This window comes from Chitinimonas sp. JJ19 (assembly GCF_036961565.1).
GTDB lineage: Bacteria > Pseudomonadota > Gammaproteobacteria > Burkholderiales > Chitinimonadaceae > Chitinimonas.
Genome location: NZ_JBAMDD010000004.1, coordinates 238,035 through 258,586 on the forward strand (window position 1 = coordinate 238,035; position 20,552 = coordinate 258,586).

Sequence of the window (20,552 nt, forward strand, 5' to 3'; positions counted from 1 at the left end):
CGCGCCCCGATTAGTTGTCTATCTTGCCCAGCAACAGGTATTCAATCAGTGCCTTCTGGGTGTGCATACGGTTCTCTGCCTCATCCCAGACGATGGATTGCGGACCGTCCAGCACATCCGGATCCACCTCCTCGCCGCGATGCGCCGGCAGGCAATGCATAAAGACCGCATCCTTGTCAGCCAGTTTCATCAACTCGCCAGTCACCTTGTAGCTGAGGAAATCAACCCGGCGCTGCAGGCTCTCCCGCTCAAAGCCCATGGAGACGCAAACGTCGGTAGAGACGAGATCCGCCCCTTCGGTTGCCTCACGCGGGTCATGGGTCTGTTCAAAGTGGCCACGGTAATCGATGCCATCCAGCACCGACATCTCATAGCCCTTGGGGCAGGCCAGCCGCAACTTGAAGTTGAAGATACGCGCCGCCTGCAGCCAGGTGCGGGAAATATTGTTGGAGTCGCCTATCCAGGCCACCGTCTTGCCTTCGATGGAACCACGATGCTCGATATAGGTAAAGATATCGGCCAAGGTCTGGCAAGGGTGGTACTCATTGGTCAGGCCATTGATGACCGGTGCCTTGGAATAGCTGGCGAAGGTATCGACGATGGTCTGCTCATAGGTGCGCAGCATCACCACATCACACATGCGGCCGATCACGCGTGCCACATCCTCGATAGGCTCCCCTCGCCCCAACTGCGTATCCTTGCTGGCCAGGAACATGGCATGGCCGCCAAGCTGGTTCATGCCCGCCTCGAACGACACCCGTGTGCGGGTGGAGCTCTTCTCGAAGATCATGGCCAGGGTCTTGCCTTGCAGGGGCTGATAGAGCTCCCCTCGGCGCAGGCGATCCTTCAGTACACGGCTGCGGACGAACAGGTGCTCGTATTCGTCACGGCTGAAGTCGGTAAACTGGAGGAAGTGCTTGCCTGGCATGCTGGCCTCTTTGTGCGTTGCGGAAAAGCTTTGAGCTTCTCCGAGCAAGGCCGCCCGGTCAAGAAGGATTTTCCACTATGCGACATCGATTTATGGAATATCGACATCACTGGCGGCCAGATCGGCGTTAATCGGCCGGGAATATCCGGTCGCGGCCACACGCCTTGGCGCGGTAAAGGGCTGCATCCGCAGCCGCCAGCAAGCTATCGGGGCTACGGCCATGGCGTGGATACTCGGCAACGCCGGCCGAGAAACTCAGTTGGTCCAGCCTGCGCCCATCCATCTCCACCACCAGAGCATGGAAACGGTGCAGCAGGGTGCGCACCCGCCCCAAAGCCAGCTCCAGATCGATATCCGAGAGCACCAGGCAGAATTCCTCACCCCCAAAGCGGCAAGCAAAGTCCGACCCACGGATATTGCCTATCAGCATGCTGGCCAGCTCTATCAGCACCTGGTCGCCCATGGGATGGCCAAAGCGGTCGTTCACCGCCTTGAAGTGATCGAGATCAATCAGCACCACACAGACGGAATAGTGCCGACGCTCCGCCAGCTTGATCTCATTGCTCAACTCTTCCTGCAGGTAGCGCCGGTTATAGAGATTGGTCAAGGGATCGCGTATGGCCTGCTCGCGCAGCTTGGCCTGCAGCCGCTCAATCTCATCGACCTTGTTGGCCAGCTCGCGGTTCAGCATCTCCAGCTCGGTACGGGCACGCTCGGCCTCGGCCTGCTTGAGCAGGGCGAAGTCGCGCTCGCGCTCTGCCTCGGCCAGCTCGCTCTGTATACGGGTAATCTGGGTGCGCGCACGGGCAGCACTACCCAGCGATCGCTGATATAGCTGCTGGTACTGATCCAGATAATCGTAAGCCTGCTGCCACTGCCCCAGGCTGGCATGGGCGCGTGCCAACTCACGATTGATCTGCACCGGGTAATAGGGGTCCTGCTGCTTGCTCAGATAGGCCTCGGCCTTCTGGAAAGCCCCCAGCGAGGCACTCACATGGCCCAAGCCACGTTCCACCAGGCCGCGCACCCACAGGCAATGGGTAATCACCCGGGATTCGCCCGATGCCTCAGCGGCCAGCAAGGCCCTGTCCACCATGGCGCCAGCTTCGTCCCAACGGCCATGTGCCGCATAGGTATGGGCGGCGATAGCCTGGAAAAAAGCGGCATCCGCCTTGCCTATGCGCACCTCGTCATCACTGAGGTTCAAATAGGGCTGTATGGTTTCGTAAGCTGCCTCATGGGCACCAATGGCCAATTGGCACATGGCCAGGTTGCCTGCCACCAAGGGCGCCAGGGCCGCCAGACGTGACTGCGCCACCATCTCGTCAGCCTCCACCAGAAAGCGGATGGCATCTTCATAATTGCCCGCACCATGCTGGGCGTCACCGAGATTGGAAAGTATCAAGGCCAGGTGGTCGGGCGAGCCCAGTTGCCTGGCAGCAGTCAAGGCCTTGTAGCAATGGCGCATGCCATCGTCGAGCTGGCCCGCCTCTATGCTGGTAATACCCAGGCAGTTATAGATGACAAAGGCGTCTACCGGCTCGGCCCCGTCCAGCTCAGACACAAAGCCGATCAACTCGGCATAGGCATCGTCAGAGCGGCCATCGCGCGACAACAGGGCCGATACGCCGAAACTGGCGCGCATCAGGCCGCGCACATCCTTCTTACGCTCGAAGAAATGCTTGGCCGACTCAAACTCCCGCCGCGCCAGCTCCACGTCACCATGGCGCATTTCGTAGCACGCCAGCGCCACACGGGCATAGACCTCACCCGCGTCATCCCCCGTCTGGCAGGCAAGCGCCAGCGCACGCTCGGCCAGCGAGCGCGCCTCCAGCGGGTCGCCATATTGCAGCCGCCAGGCACCGGCATTCAGCGCAGCGATTTCCTGCGCTACCGACACCTGGGCTACTGGGGGATCATGGGCCTCAGCGGTCATGGGTACTATGCAATGAATATGACTCAGGATGCGCGATTCAGGCCTTGCCGTCCAGCGTTCTCAGGCCTGCCTCGTCTTCTGCCGTCAGCACCCGGATACAAGGCAGCCAGCCGTCGAACACCACACCGTGCAGCTCGGTCTGCTTCTGGCTACGGAGCAGGTTGACCAGATAGCTGATGATCTCCGGCGTAATGACCTGACCGGGCACCAATACCGGTATGCCCGGTGGATAGGGTACAACCTGGTCAGAGCTGACGCGGCCCGCCAATGCCTGGTTGACCTGGTCAGCCTCATCCAGCAAGGGCGCCAGTTCACCACCGCAATAGAAGGCATCGCGCGGCAGGTATTTGAGCCGGGTGAAGTGCGGAATCGCCGGTGTACGGTACAGCCGCCGTGGTGCGCGGGTTTCGCGGCTGATACGCATCAGCGCATCGTACAGGCGCGCCACCTTGCTCTTGGTGGTGCCTATGGTCAGCAATAAAGTGATGGTGTTGAAGGTCGATTTCTCGATCTGGATGTTGTAGCGCTCAAACAACAGTTTCTGCAGGTCATCCACCGTATAGCCTGATGCCGAGATATCCACGGTCACCTTGGTCGGGTCCAGCCTCACCCCGTCCTGCTTCACTTCCTCGGGCAACAGGTCATCCAGTTCCAGCACCCGGAACACCCCGGTGGAGTTGATCAATTCCTTCAGTTCCGCCGCCAGCGCCAGGGTACGGCTCAGCAGCTTGTAGCCTTCCATGCTCATTTGCCGGCGGGCCACATCCAGGCTGGCAATCATGCTGTACTGCGGGCTGGTCGAGGTATGCATGTTGTAGTTCTCGCGGAACACATGCTCATTGAACTCAACCACCTCGTTCACATGAATCATCGACGCCTGCGAGAAAGCACTCATCACCTTGTGGGTGGACTGAGTGGCGAAATCCGCCCCCGCCTCCAGCGCAGTGGGGCGGAACTCGGGATGGAAACGGGCATGGCCGTACCAGGCCTCGTCGATGATCACCTTGATGCCGTGCTCGTGTGCCTTGGCAATGATGGGTGGCAGGTCATAGCGCAAGCCATCATAGGTGCACGAGGTCAGTATCATGGCCCTCGCATCGGTGTTGTCTTCTATGGCCTTGAAGATCAGCTGCTTGGGTACCGGGCCGAACAGGCCGTACTCCAGGTTGGTGCTCGAATCCAGGTAAACCGGCAAGGCGCCCGATATCACCACGCCGTGATGTACCGACTTATGGCAGTTGCGATCCAGCAGCAGCTTGTCGCCCGGCGCCAGCAAGGTCTGCAATATCACCTTGTTGGCGGTAGAGGTGCCATTGGTGGCAAAGAAAGTGCGATGGGCGCCAAAAGCCTTGGCAGCAATCTGCTGCGCCTCGTCAATGATGCCTGTCGGGTGCAGCAGGGAATCGAGCATGGGCACCGAGCACGACAAATCGCCCCGGAAGATATGCTCGCCCATGAAGTCATAGAAATCTTCGGCCCAGGGGCTGCCACGCAGGCTGTCGCCCGAGCTGTGGCCCGGTGTGTGCCAGGCATCCTTGGCCATGAATACATACTGCTTGAGCTTGTCGTAAAACGGCGTGTGGGCCCGCTCCAGCAACTGGGTGCTCAGTATGCGGTACCAGCCGAAATAGTCCGGATCATCGCGGTAGAAGTAACCGTCCACCGCCTCGCACAGCAAGGTGTTCACCACCTCGGCCTCATCCTGCTGGGCAATCAGGATGTAGACATCCAGCTCCGGCCGGTGGGCATGGATGGCATGCACCAGGTCCAGCGCCGACATCTGCAGTTTCTTCTTGCGCGCACCACCCTGCTCACCGACGCGATGCAGCTGGTCATCCACGATCACAGCCTGGATATCGCCGTCCTCACGTATGGCCGCCAGGGCTTCCTGCGCCGTTTCCACCCCGATAAACGTGGCACCCAAGGGGTTGTCCAATTGCCTTGCGGCAGCATTCAATCCCTTGACCAGTGCTTTCAGCACCAGCTTCTCGTCGTTTACCAGTAAAATGCGGCTAATCGGTTTTGACACGGTTATCTCTTCCTATAATTCTTGAATTGCGGGGCGGGATCTCCGCCCAAGCCCGCAAGAATAATCCAAGCCCAAGCTATAAGCGATGATTTGCAACCCATACGAAGTCATCATCCAAGGCCTCACCCGCAATGGCCGCGAGTTCCGCCCCTCTGATTGGGCTGAACGGCTGTCAGGTATTCTCTCGACTTTTGGTACCGACCAGAAGCTGTCGTACGCGCCTTATGTGCGTCCGATGGTCATGGAAAACGTACGCTGCGTCGCCATCGACAAGCAGCTCGAGAAGATAGACCCGCGCGTGTACAGCTTTCTGATGAGTTTTGCCAAAGACAACGACCTGCGCGTTGTCGACTGCCGCCAATTGCTGGAAGAACACTACCCCAGTCAGTTCCTGGGTTAGTTTCAGTGCCCCTGGCAACAGGGGCACCATTCTACGCCGCAATTGGAGCAATTACTCCAACCTCCTGACTTCATAGCCTGAAGGCCACAGGCCGGTACTTGCTCGGCCTGCTATTGTGCAGCCGCAACGCGGCGGTTGTGCCTGATCGACGAATACAGCGCCAAAACAATGAAGGCCGCACCGATCAAACCGGTGATGACTTCCGAGATATGGTGCACCGTACCGACGAACATGATGGTCGCCAAGGCGCCTATGGCATAGAACGCGCCATGCTCCAGGTAACGGAACTGATCGAGCGTGCCCTTGGCCACGAAATAAAGGGTCAGCGAACGCACGAACATGGCGCCCACACCCAGGCCGATGGCAATGATGAAGATGTTGTTGGACAGTGCAAACGCACCGATCACCCCATCAAAACTGAAGCTGGCGTCCAGCACCTCAAGATAGAGGAAGGCCGACAAGCCAGTGCGCACCACCGTGCCGTTATGGTTTGCCTCTTCGTCCGACTCCAGCAAGGCAGAGAATCCATCCACGATGATGTAGGTGATCAGGCCAGCCATGGCAGCCAGCACGAACTCCATCTGTTTAGCCTGGGGCAGGTAGGTCGATATCACATAGATGACAATCATGCAGATGGCTATGGTCACGGCCTCCATCTTGCCCAGCTTGCTCAGAGGTTCCTCGATCAGCCGCACCCAATGCACGTCCTTTTCCTTGTCCAGGAAAAACTGCAGGAACACCATCATCAGGAAGGCCCCGCCAAAACCAGCCACCACCACATGTGCCGAGGTCAGGGTGGCCGCATAACCATCCGGGTCGCCAACCGCCAGTTGCAGGGCCGCCCAAGGCGACAGCTTGGCAATCACCGCCACAATCAGCACAGGGAACACCACCCGCATGCCAAACACGGCAATCAGCATGCCCCAGGTGATAAAGCGATGGCGCCATTTTTCATCCATGTCCTTGAGCACCGTGGCATTGACCACGGCATTGTCAAACGACAAGGAGACCTCCAGCACGGACAGTATGGCCGCGATAAACATGGCCTTGGGGCCACCCACATAGAAAGCCGCCGCCAGGCCCAGGCCGGTAACGATAAAAGAGGATCGGAAGTATTGAAGGTTGCCCACGGGCCTGCCTCAGTTGGTTTTTGTTGAAATGAGATTGCCCCGGTCACACCGGGGTTATTGCGGGCTTCCAGAAGCCCCCTATAGCCCGAGATTGTCCCACAGGGCATCGACCTTCGTCTTGACCTCGGCGTCCTGGCTGATGGGCACGCCCCACTCCCGGCTGGTTTCGCCGGGCAGCTTGTTGGTGGCATCCAGCCCCATCTTCGACCCCAGTCCCGATACCGGTGAGGCAAAGTCCAGGTAATCAATGGGCGTGCTGTCCACCAGGGTCGTGTCGCGTGTCGGGTCCATCCGGGTGGTAATGGCCCAGATCACTTCCTTCCAGTCACGGGTGTTGACGTCGTCGTCCACCACCACAATGAACTTGGTGTACATAAACTGCCGCAAGAAGCTCCACACGCCAAACATCAAGCGCTTGGCATGGCCCGGATAGGCCTTCTTGATGCTGACGATGGCCATGCGATATGAGCACCCCTCTGGCGGCAGATAGAAATCCACAATCTCGGGAAACTGCTTCTGCAGTATGGGCACGAACACTTCGTTCAGAGCCACTCCAAGTACGGCAGGTTCATCTGGCGGCTTGCCGGTATAGGTGCTGTGATAAATCGGATCCGGTCGCATGGTGATGCGATCCACGGTAAACACCGGGAACCAGTCCTGCTCGTTGTAGTAACCGGTGTGATCGCCATAGGGGCCTTCCAGCGCATGCAGGTAGCCCCCTATCTCCTTCATGGCTATGCCTGTCTCGCTCACTCCCTGCCAGCCTTTCTCAGCCGGTGCAATATGGCCCTCCAGCACGATCTCGGCACTGGCCGGCACCTGCAAGGTATTGCCCAGGCACTGCACCAGCTCGGTCTTGCTACCCCGCAGCAGGCCAGCGAACTGATACTCGCTCAGGCTATCCGGCACTGGTGTCACTGCACCCAGGATGGTTGCCGGATCGCAGCCCAGCACCACCGCAAGGGGGAAAGCCTGCCCCGGATGCCGTATGGCATGCTCGCGAAAATCCAGTGCCCCGCCCCGATGCGCCAGCCAGCGCATGATGAGCTGACGTCGGCCTATCAGCTGCTGCCGGTAGATGCCCAGGTTCTGCCGTGGCTTGTGCGGCCCACGGCTCACTACCAGGCCCCAGGTAATCAAGGGCGCGACATCACCTGGCCAGCAGTGCTGTATGGGTATGCGGGCCAGATCAAGCTGTTCTCCCTCCCACACCACCTCCTGGCAGGGGGCCCGTCGTACCACCTTGGGTGCCATATTCAGCACCTGCTTCAGGATGGGCCATTTCTCCCAGGCATCCTTCAAGCCCTTGGGCGGCTCTGGTTCTTTCAGGTAGGCCAACAGCTTGCCTATCTCACGCAGAGCTTCCACCTCCTGCGCACCCATGCCCAGGGCCACACGGCGCGGTGTGCCAAACAGATTGCCCAGCACCGGCATGCTATGGCCCACCACGTTCTCGAACAGTAGCGCAGGGCCGCCAGCTCGCAGCACGCGATCGCATATCTCGGTCATCTCCAGCTTGGTGGAGATCGGCGTCTTGATGCGCTTGAGCTCGCCCATGGCTTCCAGTTGGGCAATGAAGTCGCGTAGATCTTGGTATTTCATGGAATATCCGCAGCCAGGCGCCGCCGCAAAGGGCAGCAAAGGCTGCAAGTATAAATCGAGGCAGCCACGATACCGGCGTCGCCGCAACAATTCGGCCCATACAGGCGGCTTTGATTGAAGCTACATAAGCTTATGTTTATGCTGCCCAGGCGCCAGACCTATCCAGGGCTGCGCACATCGAGGCCAGCAGCCTCACCACCATAAACGCCGCCAACAAAACAGCGCAGCGGTTCTGGCCAGGCCGGCAAATGCCGGCCGTGCATGCAGCAAGGCAGGTTTGCACAGCCACGCCCGGGGTTTTGCCAGCGGCACGACAATAAATCCTGAGGAAACCACGCCATGCATGTCCTTGCTCGCAAGCAACGCCCCTGCCTCACCCTCCTGGCCGCACTGGTCATGACCTTCCCCCCTGCTTACGCTGGCGACATTGCCGCCAGCCAAGCCCAGCAATCGTCGCCCAGTGCCAGCCAGGAACTCAAGGCGCTGCTCGATGCCGATCTGGACAAGGTTTTCCGCGCCATGCCGGATTTGGCTACCGCGCAAGGCATACCCGGCTACAACCATCTGCTGCCCGATCTCTCGGCAACCGCCCTGGAGTCACAGCAGCAGTATGAGCGCACTACGCTGATTCGCCTGCAGGCGCTGGATGCCAGCCAGTTGCATGGGCAGGAAAAACTCTCCTACGAGCTATTGCGCAACAAGATGGAGCAAGCCGTCGCAGCGCAGCGCTTCGACCATCGCCACGCCCTGGTACTGAGCAGCCTGGGTGGCATACAGAACATGATGCCGCGGCAGGCCCAGCTCACCGCTTTCCGTTCCGCCAATGACTACCAGGACTACCTGGCGCGGCTACGTGGCATACCCAAGCTGGTGGAACAGACCATGGCAAGGCTGGAACTGGGGCGCGACAGCGGCTGGATGCGCACCACCCCCGTGGTGGACCGCATTGTCTCGGCCATTGATGCCCACATGGTGAGCCAAGCTGATGACAGCGTGGTCTTCGGCCCTTTCAAGCGTTATCCGGCCACCGTATCGGAGGCCCAAAGGCAGGCACTGGCCGATGAAGCCAGGCAGCTGATCCTGAACCACTACCAGCCCGCCCTACAAAAGCTCAAGACCTATCTGCAGACCGAATACCGGCCCAAGGCGCCGGCCGAGGCCGGACTGGCCGCCCTGCCCGGCGGCCTGGACTATTACAACCACCTTATCCGCAGCGAGATTGCTGAGGGCATGAGCGCGGCGGAAATCCACACCCTGGGCCAGCAACAAGTGGCACGCCTGCGGCAGGAGATCGCCGGGGTGGCAAGGCAGACCGGCTTCAAAGGCAGCACCGACCAGTTCGTACGCAAGCTGGGCCGTGATCCACGCTATTTCTTCAAATCATCCGATGCCGTGCTGGCAGCCTATCGCGCCATGTCACAACGGGTCGATCCACAACTGAGCAAGCTGTTCCACGCCCTGCCCCGCACCCCCTATGCCATCCGCAGCATGACCGCCGCCGAAGCCAGCAGCAGTACGGCCGCCAACTACGCTGCAGGCTCCTTGGCGCTGGGCACCAGCGGCCTGTTCACCATCAACGCCCTGGGTTACCAAACCGAGCCGACCTGGCGGGTCGAATCCCTGTTCCTGCACGAAGCCGTGCCAGGCCACCATATGCAGATTGCCCGTGCCGCCGAAATCGAAGGCCTGCACCCGTGGCGCCGCATGGGCGGCTGGAATGTAGCCTACGGCGAGGGCTGGGCGCTCTATGCTGAAAAACTGGGCTATGCCATGGGGTTGTACAAGGATCCCTACCAGCACTACGGCCATCTGCAGGCCGAACTGTTCCGCGCTGCCCGGCTGGTGGTGGATACCGGCATCCATGCCTACAAATGGCCGCGCACCAAGGCAGTGGACTACATGGTGCGCCAAGGCGGCCTGACCCAGGATTTTGCCGAGAGCGAAGTGGACCGCTACTTCTCCAATCCCTCACAGGCGCTGGGTTACATGATAGGCCAGCGTAAGCTGATGGAACTACGCCGGCGGGCGGAGCAGGCCCTGGGCGACAAGTTCGATATCCGCGATTTTCACGCCGTGGTACTGGACGGCGGACGGATGCCCCTGCAACTGCTGGAGCGCAAGGTCGACAGCTGGATAGCCCAGGGCGGCGGCAAGGCCTGATCGCTAGCGTACCGGCGGCGCTGCCGCTGACACCTGCCCGGCCTGTGGGCAGGTGTCATGGCAGGCGGCCCATTCCAGCAGGGCATCCAGTGCCGTTTGCGCCTCATCGGCCCTGGGGTGGTTGATCATGCCAACCACCAGCCAGGCCTGCTCTGCCGTATCGGTCACATAGCCCGCCACCGCCTTGACGCCGTCCAGGGTGCCTGTCTTGATACGTGCCCTACCCGCCAGCGGGGTGCCCACCAGGCGCCGCCGCATGGTGCCATCCAGCGCCACGATAGGCAGGCTGGCCAGGTATTCGGCAGCAAACGCGCTGCGCTGCCCCACCGCCAGCACCGATGCCAGTTGCCGTGCGCTGATGCGGGCAGTGCGTGACAGGCCCGCGCCATTGTCCACCACCAGGCCCGGCATGCTCAGCCCTTGCCTGGCGAGCCAGGCAAGGAGTGCCGCCTCTGCCGCCTGCTGGCTATCCATGCCTGCCGGCCAGTTCAAGGCGCGGGCCTGCTCTGCCCCCATGGTCAGATACACCGAGCGCGCCATGGTGTTGTTGGAGAGCTTGTTGATATCGCGCAACTGCTCGGCCAGCGGTGGCGACACCTGCTCGGCCCACAGCCGCGCATCCTGCGGCGTTGTCGCCTCGCGGGTCGTGCCGGCTATCTCGCCCCCCAGCTCCTGCCACAGGCTACGTAGCAGCCGGCTGGTGAAATCCACGGTGCCAAACAGGCTCAAGTAACGGCCAGCCCGGCAATGGCGTGGAAAGCTGCCCTGCAAGGTTACCTTGACCCGGCCATCGGCCAGCCTCTCGATATCGGGCCTGGCCCAGCCACGGGCCCAGCGGGTGCAGTCGCCATCCACCAGCTTCATGCGGCTATCGGCCACCAGGTCCGCCAGCGGTGGCTCTATGCGCACCAGCATGCTGTCGGCACCCGACTCCATGTCAAAGCGCTGCGCCCTGAAGTTGGCCAGCAGGGCATCCGGCCCCACGTTATAGGCGCGCTCCGGCTGCTCATCGAACTGGCTCGCAGCAAGGTCTGGGGGCAGCACGAAATAACTGCGATCCAGCACCAGATCGCCTTCTATCCGCCTGACGCCACGGGCCCGCAGCTCACGCAGCAATAGCCAAAGGCGCTCGAATGTCAGCTTGGGGTCACCGCCGCCACGCAGGTATAAATCCCCCTTGAGCGTATCGCCCTCCAACCCAGCCTTGCTGTAAAGGCCGGTATGCCAGCTATGGCCCGGCCCCAAGGTCTCCAGTGCCGCCAGGGTACTCAGTAGCTTGATGGTAGAAGCCGGATTGAAGGGGGTATCGGGCTGATGCAGCAAGCGCGCACCCTCGCCTGCCAAGGGCATGACCACCGCCGCCATGGCGTTTTCCGGCACTTTGGCCTGCTTCAGCTGGCTGGCTACCATCTCAGGCAAGGCCGCACTTGCCGGTAATGCATTACAAAGCAAAACAGCGGCCCATGCCGCCAGGTTTGTTCTTATCGCCATGCTTATTCCACGTGTACCTGCCAAAGCGGCCCCCAGTCACCCGTAGCTTGGTAGACCAAGGGGCGCGCCTGCAAAAACCAGCGGCCCCTGGCCGCCGGCACAAAATCGAACTGCTCCTGCCGGGTATGCTGCGGCTCGGTGGTTTGCTGCGCCAGACCCGCATCATCAAGCTGTATATCATCGATATACCAACCTACCCGGCTATCGTCGGGGCTGTAGAAGTCCCCCTGGTCAAACTGGTAGCGAAAGCGCAATTGCACGCGCCGCAGACCATAGGCCGACAAATCCACCAGACGTTCAATGTACTGCCCCTCGGCGTGTGCAGGGACACCGTCACTGCCCTGTCGATAGACAGTCTCCCAGTCATCGCGGCCATCCGCCAGCACCTCCACCAGTGCCACTTCGTCGCGCCCAGCCACCCCCAGCTGGCTCATGAAGCGCAGTCTGGGCGCCGGCCCCAGCATCACGGCTTGCGACAGTGTGAGGGTCTCGTTACCCGCGCCCTGATGGGCCAGCCTATAGGCCTGCCTGCCACTGGCCACCACCTTGCCATTCAGCACAGCGTAATCATTGCGCCCGCTATAGGAGAACAGACCGTAACCCTGCTCCGCCCCGGCCGCCACGCCCCCTGTCGATACCTGTATGGCGCGCCATTGCGCGCCGGTGACACCAGGCTGTGACAACACCCTGAAGCCGCCACCCGCAAGGGGAATACGCCGTTCACCTTCAATACGGGCTTCAGATGTCGTGGCATGGACTGCCTCGGGGTCGAACAAGCTCACCTGATAGGCGTATTCCTGCCAGGCCCCGGCCAGCTTCACCCTGTCTATCCTCACCCGGTACTGGCCGTCTCGATCCGTCCATGCCGCATCGTGGGCCAGCGCATGCGCACGCCAGACCAGTGTGGGCTCGCCCACCTCGACCTCCAGTGGTTCGGTCGCCACGGCCACCTCCTCATCGCCCCGCCACATGCGGATGCGCGCCTCGGAAAAATCTGCGCCTGGCAGGGCAAACGACCAGCGTGGGAAAACCACGCCATAGGGCACCCACCCCGGCGGCGGCCAGGCCACAAAGCCGTCACGCACGGCGGGTCGGTTACTGCCATAGAGGCCATCGTAAGCAGTAAAGCCACTGGCGGCATCGGCTTGCCCAGCCATCGGCACGTCGCCCAGGCCGATGAAACGTGTCTGTGGGTAGAGCAACCAACGGCGGTGATTGACCCCCTGGTTTTGCAGGCCGGCGTCACGCATGAAGGCCGTCACTGCCCTCGCGCCGTTCTCACCACGGGCCAGCAGAGACAGCCTGGCACCTTCTTCTGCATCAGCAGAATGGCAACGCCAACCGGTGTCTATCGCGTGGGCGATACGGCCGTTGGCGGCCATCACCAAGGCTGCGGCCTGGGTCTTGCGGCTCGCCGCCGGGTCTTCCTCAACATCCGCCGGAACACCCGCCATGGCGCGAAACCAGTTGACACGCGCCAAGGCTGCCTGCCTATGCTGGGGCAGGGTCTCGCCCGCATCACAGCGGTCTATGCTGCCCTGCCAGAAACCCGAACGCGGTGTGGCACGGTAACGGACGCGATGAAACAGCCGTACCGCCTCACGCTGTTGCGTATCCACTACCCAGCCGGATCGCATACCGGCAGGCACCACCGCCGCAGGCTCATCGGGTTCGGGCTGGGGTGCCGCCACCAGCGGCAAGGAAAGCAGCAGACTCAGCAGGTGCATGGTTCAGTACCCATTCCGACAGATAGCCCAGGCCTGCCTGCAGGCCCGCTTACTATCAGGATAGCGACTCAAGGGTACTTCCAGATAACACGATTGCTCAGCCTGCCCAGGCATGATCGAAAATGTCGACCCAGCACAGGCTTGATATCCAAGGAGCATTCAATGCCGAGCAAAGCGCGCATTGCCACGAAAGCGTGGTTTCCGGCGGTTAGCTCACAGCTCTAGCGGGTCCACATCCAGTGACCACCTCACCTTGGCGGCCCGTCCTGCGCGCAAAGCCTGCATCCAGCCCGCCAGGAACGCCCCCAAGCGTGCGCGTGAGCCCGATTGCACCAATACCTGCGCACGCTCTCGATTGGCCAGCCGCATCATGCTGGCGGCAACGGGATCCCACACCGTAACGGCCTCATCAAGCGGCGCCAGGGCAACCGCCCCCTGCAGGAACTGCATCGCCTCCGCCAGGGTATCCGCTTCTGCCCTCAGTACGGCCTGGTAAAGATAGGGGGGGAAACCGGCCAGCTTGCGTTCAGCCAGCTCGGTAGTGGCAAAGTCCGCATAGTTGTCAGCCAGCAAGGCCTGGTAAAGCGGATGCTCTGGAAAATCTGTCTGTATCAGCACCTCGCCCGGTTTGTCGGCCCGCCCTGCCCGCCCTGCCACCTGGGCCAGCTGGGCATACAGCCGCTCGCTGGCGCGGAAGTCAGCCGAATACAAGCCACTGTCCGCCCCTATCACCGCCACCAGCGTCAGCGCCGGAAAATCATGCCCCTTGGCCAGCATCTGGGTACCGATCAGGATATCGACCTCACCGGCATGTATGGTCTTGAGTGCCGCCTCAAAACTGCCTTTACGGCGCATGCTGTCACGGTCTATGCGCAGCACCCGGGCTTGTGGGAAGCGCTGGGCCAGCAGCTCCTCCAGTCGCTGGGTACCCTGGCCCAGCGGTTTCATATCGCTATTGCCGCAACCCGGACAAGCGGGCGGAAAACGCTCTTCCCAGCCGCAATGGTGGCAGCGCAGCCGCCGTTCTCGCATATGTACGGTCAAGCGTGCCGAGCAACGGGTACAGGCAGCCAGCCAGCCACACTCACTGCAGTGCATGACCGGCGCATAGCCGCGCCGATTGAGAAAAATCAGGCTCTGCTCACCCCGCGCCAGGCGGTTCTCTATCGCCCCCAGGGTGTGGGCATGCAGGCCATCAGCCAGATGCTGACGCCGGGTTGGCACCAGCTGCCAGCTGGGCGGCTGCGCCCCGGCGACGGCACGCTGTGGCAAGGCCAGGCGTCTGTAGCGGCCCGCCTCGGCGTTGTACCAGCTCTCCAGCGCCGGCGTAGCCGAGCCCAGCACAATGGCCGCCTGCGCTTGGCGGGCCCGGTACACGGCCACATCGCGGGCCGAGTAGCGCAGGCCTTCCTGCTGCTTGAAGCTGGCGTCATGCTCCTCGTCCACCACCACCAGTCCCAGCCTGGGCAAGGGGGTAAACACAGCCAGCCGGGTACCCAGCACAATGGCGGCCTCACCCCGCGCCGCACGCACCCAACCCGTCGCACGTTCGCCATCAGCCACGCCGCTGTGCAGGCTGATGATCTCCACACCAGGAAAACGTTGCCGGAAGCGCCCTTCCAGCTGGGGCGTCAGATTGATCTCCGGCACCAGTACCAGTGCCTGCAGTCCGCGCCGCAACACCTCGGCAATCGCATGCAGATAGACCTCGGTCTTGCCGCTACCGGTAATGCCGCAGAGCAAATGGCAGGCAAACCCCTCCGATTGCGTGATGGCCGCAACAGCAGCCGCCTGTCCGGGGTTGAGCGCCGGGCCGGCCACCGGTTGCGGTGGCGCAAGCGATAGTGCCACCTGCCTGAGCAGGCCTTGCATTAGCCACGCCTGCACCAGGCGCCAGGCCGAGCCCGATTCCGCCCGCAGCTGTGCCTCGCTGCAGGGCTCCGCCAGCATGGCGGCCAAGCGCCGCTGCAGGCTGGCCCGCTTGGGCAGGCTACCCAGCAGGGCCTCGGCGTCCACTGCCTGGTAGGCACAGGCTGGCGCCACCCGGTACGGTGCTATTTCTCGAAACCTGCCCGGCAGGGCCGTATGCACCACCTGCCCCAGCGGGTGCTGGTAGTAATCGGCGCAGAACTGCAACAGGTCCAGGATATCGGCCGGTAGCGTAGGCAGATCGTCCAGCAAGGCCTCCACCGGTTTGATGGCAATGCCTGCATCGGCGGGGCTATCTGCCACCGCGATGACCAACCCGACCAGGGCACGCCGACCAAACGACACGACAGCGCGCTTACCCACTGCCGAGGCATCGGCATCCGCCAGTTCGTAATCGAACAGCCGGGCCAGCGGGACATCCAAGGCAAGTCGGAGATAGGGCATAGGCCTGTCAAGAAAACTATTTTCGATACGCCACAACGCCGCTAAATCCGTGTTGCGACAGGGATTTTCGGCCTGTCCACAAATCCTGTGGATAACTTTGTGGGCAAGTTTGGGGAAACGCGCTAAACCCCGGATACATCAAGCGCTTTATTATGTTGCACAAAAAATAGGCAACATTTAATTTTCTTACAAATCAGTGGCTTACACAATTTGCACCGATTTGCAGCGCGAACATACAGTGCTTGACAAGCGCGTTTCAGCCCATCCGCAACTCTGTGCATAACTTAGCCACCATTCAGGTGGCGGCACTTCAACATTGCAGCGCAAGTTACTGTTTTATATGGGCGATGCAGATGTTGACAAAAGCCTGCTGCAGTGCAGCAGGCTGGCACGGATTTGGTGCATTTACTCAGTTTGAATGATACGGGCGAGACAGTCGATGAACGGCATCGACCAGGGCCGTCACATGCTCCGGCGGCGTGAATTGCGAGATACCGTGGCCCAGGTTGAACACATGGCCCGCCCCCTCGCCATAGCTCGCCAGCAGCCTGGCCACTTCCGCCTCTATGGCAGCAGGCTTGGCGAACAAGGCATTTGGATCCAGATTGCCCTGCAAGGCAACCTTGTCACCCACCCGGCGGCGGGCGTCCACCAGATCTACCGTCCAGTCCAGCCCGATGGCATCGCAACCGGTGCCGGCAATGTCCTCCAGCCACAAACCACCGCCCTTGGTAAACACGATCACCGGCACACGGCGGCCATCATGCTCACGTATCAAGCCCGCCACGATCTGCTTCATATAGGCCAGCGAGAACTCCTGGTACTTGCCATAAGCCAGCGCGCCGCCCCAGCTATCAAATAGCTGGACCGCCTGGGCGCCAGCCTGTATCTGGGCATTCAGGTAGGCCGTCACGGCCTGGGCATTCACGGCCAGGATATGGTGCAGCAGTTCCGGGCGGTCATACATCAGGGTCTTGATGCGGCTGAAAGTGTCCGAACCGCCGCCTTCCACCATATAGCAGGCCAGGGTGAACGGGCTGCCAGAAAAACCAATCAGCGGCACACGACCATTCAAAGCGCGGCGGATCGAGCCCACGGCATCGAACACATACTGCAATTCGGCCATATCCGGCACCGACAATGCCCGGATAGCCGCCTCATCCCGCAATGGCCGCTCAAACTTGGGGCCTTCCCCTTCGGCAAAGTACAAGCCCAGCCCCATGGCATCCGGCACGGTCAGGATGTCTGAAAACAGGATGGCAGCATCGAGCGGATAGCGCTCCAGCGGCTGCAGGGTGACCTCGGTAGCCAGTTCGGTGTTCTTGCACAGGTCCAGAAAACTGCCGGCACGCTGCCGCGTGGCGCGGTACTCGGGCAGGTAGCGGCCGGCCTGGCGCATCAGCCAAAGCGGCGTGTGCTCGGTAGGTTGGCGCATCAGCGCACGCAGGAAGGTATCGTTCTGGAGTACGGACATGATGTTCTCTCAACTGCCGGGTAGCGCCGGAGCGTACCCGCTTGCTCGGGATGCCGGTCAACCGGCATCGGGAATGGTATTCAGCCCAGCCAACCCTTATCGCGGGCAGCCTCCAGCCTGGGCAGCACGTATTGCCACAATGCCGGTGCGGCATCATTGATGTGCAGGTTCTTGCGTATCACCTGCTCGAACCGCACGCTGTTCTCCTGCCAGCTGGCGCCTTCATTGGCCAGGTTCTGCAGCATGGGCAACAAGCGGTCACAGGCATAGGCAAAGCGCCCATCTGCCGTCGCCCGTTCCTCATACTCCCGCCACAGCGCGTGGAATTCACGGGCCTGCTCGGGGGGCAGCATGCCGAACAACCGTTCGGCCGCCGCCACTTCCTTGTCGGCCTTGCCTGCGGCGGCCGCCTCGTCGTAAAGAAAAGTATCGTCGGCATCAATCTCGACGATATCGTGCAACAGCAGCATCTTCACCACCCGCTCCACCGCCACGGGCGGCTCGGCATGCTCAGCCAACAGCATGGCCATCAAGGCCACATGCCAGCTGTGCTCGGCGGTATTCTCATAGCGGTCCAGTCCCACCGGCCGGGTACGGCGCAATATGGCCTTGAGCTTGTCCAGCTCCAGCAGGAATCCCAGCTGTGCGATCAATTTATCCATGCTGCCCAGCCGCCCGGTTCAGTTCATCCCGAAAACCCTGAGCCGCTGCAACAGCGGCATCCAGATCGCAACCCTGTGCATACTGTATACCCCGGCTGGCACTGACCACGGCGCCAGCGCCATCCGCCAGAAAGGCCGGCGCCAACGTAGCGGCGGTTGCGCCCTGCGCGCCCAGACCAGGCAAGAGCAAAGTGGCCTTGGGCATCAGTGCGCGAAAGCGTGCCAGCTCGGCCGGATGGGTAGCTCCCACCACCGCCCCCACACTGGCCAGCGCCTCGGCTTCCTCCTCACCCAGGCGCGCCACCTCGCGGGCAACATGCTCGGCCACGCTGCTGCCGTCGGCCATCAAGCCCTGCAAGTCTCCGCTATCGGGGTTGGACGTCCGCACCAGCACGAAGACCGCCCCGCCATGCCGGCGCGCCGATGCCACGAATGGCTGCAATGTGGCAAAGCCCAGATAAGGATTGATGGTAATGGCGTTACCGGCATGCCTGCCCTCCAGCCATGCCTGGGCATAAGCCTCGGCCGTCGAGCCAATATCGCCACGCTTGGCATCCAGCAGCACCGGCACATCCAGGCGCCGGGCCAGCGCCATGACTTCGTCCATCAACTGCAGGCCCGGCAGGCCAGCAGCCTCATAGAACGCCGCCTGGGGTTTGACGCAGGCGATAAATGGCGCCACTGCCTCCAGCACGGCCAGGGTGTGGCTACGCATGGCCTCGACACTGTCGTAGGCGGCAAGGCGCGGGTCCAACCCCAGGCAAAGCCGGGTCTTCAGCGCATTGCCGCGCTCTACTAATCGATACTGAAACAATTGTGCTTCCTCGTGCTATCCCAGCTCACCAGCCAGGCGGGCGACCAGCGCAGATGCGATGGGGGCGGCCGTGCCAGGCCTGGCGCCCCTGATCGCTGTCGATACGGGTGACTTACTTCTGCCAGCTGTCCTTCAGCCCCACCGTGCGGTTGAATACCGGGCGGCCGCCGGCCACATGTTCGTAGCGGTCGGTGACGAAATAACCCAGGCGCTCGAACTGGTAGCGGGTTTCCGGTGCTGCATCGCGCACAGCGGCCTCCACATAACCGGTAACCGTGCGCAGCGAAGTCGGGTTGACGAACTGGCGGAAGTCTTCGTACTGGCCGTCAGCCCCCCGTACCGCATCAGGGCGCTCCACCGTAAACAGCCGGTCATACAGTCGCACATCGGCTTCGATGGCGTGCTCGGCAGACACCCAGTGGATCACACCCTTGACCTTGCGGCCTACCGGATTCTGGCCCAGCGTTGCCGGATCAATCGAGCACTTCAACTCCACCACATTGCCTGCAGCATCCTTGATCACTTCGTCGCACTTGATCACATAGCTGTAGCGCAAGCGCACTTCGCTGCCCAGGGTGAGACGCTGCCAGCCCGCAGGCGGCACTTCGGCGAAGTCATCGCGCTCGATATAGAGCTGCGGCGCAATCGGCACCTCACGCTCGCCAAATTCAGGATGGTGAGGATGGAAAGGCGCCGTGCGGCTGCTGGTCACGCCAGCCTCGAAATTGGTCAGCGTCACCTTGATCGGGTCCAGCACGGCCATCACGCGGGGGGCTTCCGCTTCCAGCATCTCGCGTACCGCGCCTTCCAACACGCTGTAATCAATGATGTTTTCGCTCTTGGACACACCGCAACGTTGGGCAAACAGGCGCAGGCCGGCCGGGCTGTAGCCACGGCGGCGCATGCCCGAAATGGTCGGCATGCGCGGGTCATCCCAGCCGGTCACCAGGCCATCCACCACCAACTGGTTGAGCTTGCGCTTGGAGGTGATGGCATACAGCAGCTCCAGGCGCGAGAACTCGATCTGCTGCGGGTGGCAATCGATACTGATGTTGTCCAGCACCCAGTCGTACAGCGGGCGATGATCCTCGAACTCCAGCGAGCACAGGCTGTGAGTGACGCCTTCAATGGCATCCGAAATACAATGGGTGTAGTCATACATCGGGTAGATGCACCACTTGTCACCGGTACGGATATGGTGGGCACGGCGTATGCGGTAGAACACTGGATCGCGCAGATTGATGTTGGGCGAACCCATGTCTATCTTCAGGCGCAGGGTCTTGCTGCCGTCCTCGAACTCACCCGCCTTCATGCGGCGGAACAGATCCAGGTTTTCTGCCGCCGAACGATCACGGTAGGGGCTGTTGCGGCCAGGCTTCTGGAAATCACCGCGATATTCGCGCATTTCCTCGGCATTGAGCTCACAAACAAAGGCCTTGCCAGCCAGTATCAGCTCCTCGGCGTAGGCATACAGGCGGTCGAAATAATCCGATGCCCAACGCACCTCGCCATCCCAGCTGAAACCCAGCCAGCGCACGTCTTCCTTGAAGGCCAGCGCGTACTCTTCCGATTCCTTCTCCGGATTGGTGTCATCAAAGCGCAGGTTGCACTCGCTGGCGTAGCCCTTGGCCTGGTAGTCTTCCTTGATGCCAAAATTGATACAGATGGCCTTGCAGTGCCCGATATGGGCATAGCCATTGGGCTCGGGCGGAAAGCGGGTAACCGTGCGCTGATGCTTGCCCGAGGCAAGGTCAGCGTCGATGATGTTACGGATGAAATTGCTGGCGGCAGGCGCGTTGTTTTCGGTAGTCATTGAATTCCGCAAG

At 61.5% G+C, this 20,552-nt stretch carries 13 protein-coding genes and 1 pseudogene; 2 read left to right on the forward strand and 12 right to left on the reverse strand.

Annotation, left to right across the window (positions count from 1 at the left end):
• Nucleotides 1-10: 10 nt before the first annotated feature.
• The 3 genes from argF to V7714_RS07210 all read right to left on the reverse strand — a co-directional run bounded on the left by argF (nucleotide 11) and on the right by V7714_RS07210 (nucleotide 4,893).
• Nucleotides 11-928: an ornithine carbamoyltransferase gene (gene argF, locus V7714_RS07200; protein WP_335709104.1), complete on the reverse strand. Its 918-nt coding sequence runs from the start codon at nucleotides 926-928 to the stop codon at nucleotides 11-13.
• Between the two features lie 127 nt (nucleotides 929-1,055).
• Nucleotides 1,056-2,864 carry a diguanylate cyclase gene (locus tag V7714_RS07205; RefSeq protein WP_335709105.1) on the reverse strand — a complete coding sequence of 603 codons (1,809 nt, stop codon included), beginning with the start codon at nucleotides 2,862-2,864 and terminating at the stop codon, nucleotides 1,056-1,058.
• 37 nt (nucleotides 2,865-2,901) lie between these two features.
• Nucleotides 2,902-4,893, reverse strand: a complete 1,992-nt coding sequence (locus V7714_RS07210; RefSeq protein ID WP_284198088.1) for an aminotransferase class V-fold PLP-dependent enzyme — start codon at nucleotides 4,891-4,893, stop codon at nucleotides 2,902-2,904.
• Nucleotides 4,894-4,978: 85 nt separating this feature from the next.
• Here V7714_RS07210 and V7714_RS07215 point away from each other — a divergent pair.
• A pseudogene (locus tag V7714_RS07215) lies at nucleotides 4,979-5,266 on the forward strand (DUF3579 domain-containing protein); the annotation flags it as partial.
• Between the two features lie 137 nt (nucleotides 5,267-5,403).
• On the opposite strand, the gene V7714_RS07220 reads toward V7714_RS07215, so the two are convergent.
• Together V7714_RS07220 and ubiD are read right to left on the reverse strand one after the other, a co-directional pair.
• Nucleotides 5,404-6,423: a DUF475 domain-containing protein gene (locus V7714_RS07220; protein WP_335709106.1), complete on the reverse strand. Its 1,020-nt coding sequence runs from the start codon at nucleotides 6,421-6,423 to the stop codon at nucleotides 5,404-5,406.
• Between the two features lie 78 nt (nucleotides 6,424-6,501).
• The gene (gene ubiD / locus V7714_RS07225) at nucleotides 6,502-8,025 is read right to left on the reverse strand and encodes a 4-hydroxy-3-polyprenylbenzoate decarboxylase (protein ID WP_335709107.1); all 1,524 of its coding nucleotides are present in this window, start codon (nucleotides 8,023-8,025) and stop codon (nucleotides 6,502-6,504) included.
• Between the two features lie 339 nt (nucleotides 8,026-8,364).
• Between ubiD and V7714_RS07230 the strand changes: the two genes are divergently transcribed.
• Nucleotides 8,365-10,185: a DUF885 domain-containing protein gene (locus V7714_RS07230; RefSeq protein ID WP_335709108.1), complete on the forward strand. Its 1,821-nt coding sequence runs from the start codon at nucleotides 8,365-8,367 to the stop codon at nucleotides 10,183-10,185.
• 3 nt (nucleotides 10,186-10,188) lie between these two features.
• Here V7714_RS07230 and dacB read toward each other — a convergent pair whose 3' ends face one another.
• From dacB to V7714_RS07265, 7 genes are all read right to left on the reverse strand, one after another.
• Nucleotides 10,189-11,595: a D-alanyl-D-alanine carboxypeptidase/D-alanyl-D-alanine endopeptidase gene (gene dacB / locus V7714_RS07235; protein ID WP_335709174.1), complete on the reverse strand. Its 1,407-nt coding sequence runs from the start codon at nucleotides 11,593-11,595 to the stop codon at nucleotides 10,189-10,191.
• Between the two features lie 83 nt (nucleotides 11,596-11,678).
• On the reverse strand, nucleotides 11,679-13,403 hold the full coding sequence (locus V7714_RS07240) for a CAP domain-containing protein (RefSeq protein ID WP_335709109.1): 1,725 nt from the start codon (nucleotides 13,401-13,403) through the stop codon (nucleotides 11,679-11,681).
• Nucleotides 13,404-13,616: 213 nt separating this feature from the next.
• Nucleotides 13,617-15,776, reverse strand: coding sequence for a primosomal protein N' (locus V7714_RS07245; protein WP_335709110.1), 2,160 nt, complete (start codon nucleotides 15,774-15,776; stop codon nucleotides 13,617-13,619).
• Nucleotides 15,777-16,185: 409 nt separating this feature from the next.
• Entirely contained in the window at nucleotides 16,186-17,250 is a 1,065-nt protein-coding gene (gene hemE, locus V7714_RS07250; protein ID WP_335709111.1) for a uroporphyrinogen decarboxylase, read from the reverse strand.
• A gap of 80 nt (nucleotides 17,251-17,330) precedes the next feature.
• Nucleotides 17,331-17,912, reverse strand: a complete 582-nt coding sequence (locus V7714_RS07255) for an HD domain-containing protein (RefSeq protein ID WP_335709112.1) — start codon at nucleotides 17,910-17,912, stop codon at nucleotides 17,331-17,333.
• Nucleotides 17,905-18,726 (reverse strand): orotidine-5'-phosphate decarboxylase, encoded by an 822-nt coding sequence (gene pyrF, locus V7714_RS07260; RefSeq protein WP_335709113.1) that lies wholly within the window; start codon nucleotides 18,724-18,726, stop codon nucleotides 17,905-17,907. The genes V7714_RS07255 and pyrF overlap by 8 nt, the downstream gene beginning before the upstream one ends.
• 112 nt (nucleotides 18,727-18,838) lie before the next feature.
• Complete coding sequence (locus tag V7714_RS07265) at nucleotides 18,839-20,539, reverse strand: glutamine--tRNA ligase/YqeY domain fusion protein (RefSeq protein ID WP_335709114.1); 1,701 nt, start codon at nucleotides 20,537-20,539, stop codon at nucleotides 18,839-18,841.
• Between the last annotated feature and the right edge of the window lie 13 nt (nucleotides 20,540-20,552).

Bases quoted from the DNA above. Each gene is read 5' to 3' on its own strand.
- argF (WP_335709104.1), bottom strand. From the start codon at position 928: ATGCCAGGCAAGCACTTCCTCCAGTTTACCGACTTCAGCCGTGACGAA.
- V7714_RS07205 (WP_335709105.1), bottom strand. From the start codon at position 2,864: ATGACCGCTGAGGCCCATGATCCCCCAGTAGCCCAGGTGTCGGTAGCG.
- ubiD (WP_335709107.1), bottom strand. From the start codon at position 8,025: ATGAAATACCAAGATCTACGCGACTTCATTGCCCAACTGGAAGCCATG.
- V7714_RS07230 (WP_335709108.1), top strand. From the start codon at position 8,365: ATGCATGTCCTTGCTCGCAAGCAACGCCCCTGCCTCACCCTCCTGGCC.
- dacB (WP_335709174.1), bottom strand. From the start codon at position 11,595: ATGGTAGCCAGCCAGCTGAAGCAGGCCAAAGTGCCGGAAAACGCCATG.
- V7714_RS07240 (WP_335709109.1), bottom strand. From the start codon at position 13,403: ATGCACCTGCTGAGTCTGCTGCTTTCCTTGCCGCTGGTGGCGGCACCC.
- V7714_RS07245 (WP_335709110.1), bottom strand. From the start codon at position 15,776: ATGCCCTATCTCCGACTTGCCTTGGATGTCCCGCTGGCCCGGCTGTTC.
- hemE (WP_335709111.1), bottom strand. From the start codon at position 17,250: ATGTCCGTACTCCAGAACGATACCTTCCTGCGTGCGCTGATGCGCCAA.
- V7714_RS07255 (WP_335709112.1), bottom strand. From the start codon at position 17,912: ATGGATAAATTGATCGCACAGCTGGGATTCCTGCTGGAGCTGGACAAG.
- V7714_RS07265 (WP_335709114.1), bottom strand. From the start codon at position 20,539: ATGACTACCGAAAACAACGCGCCTGCCGCCAGCAATTTCATCCGTAAC.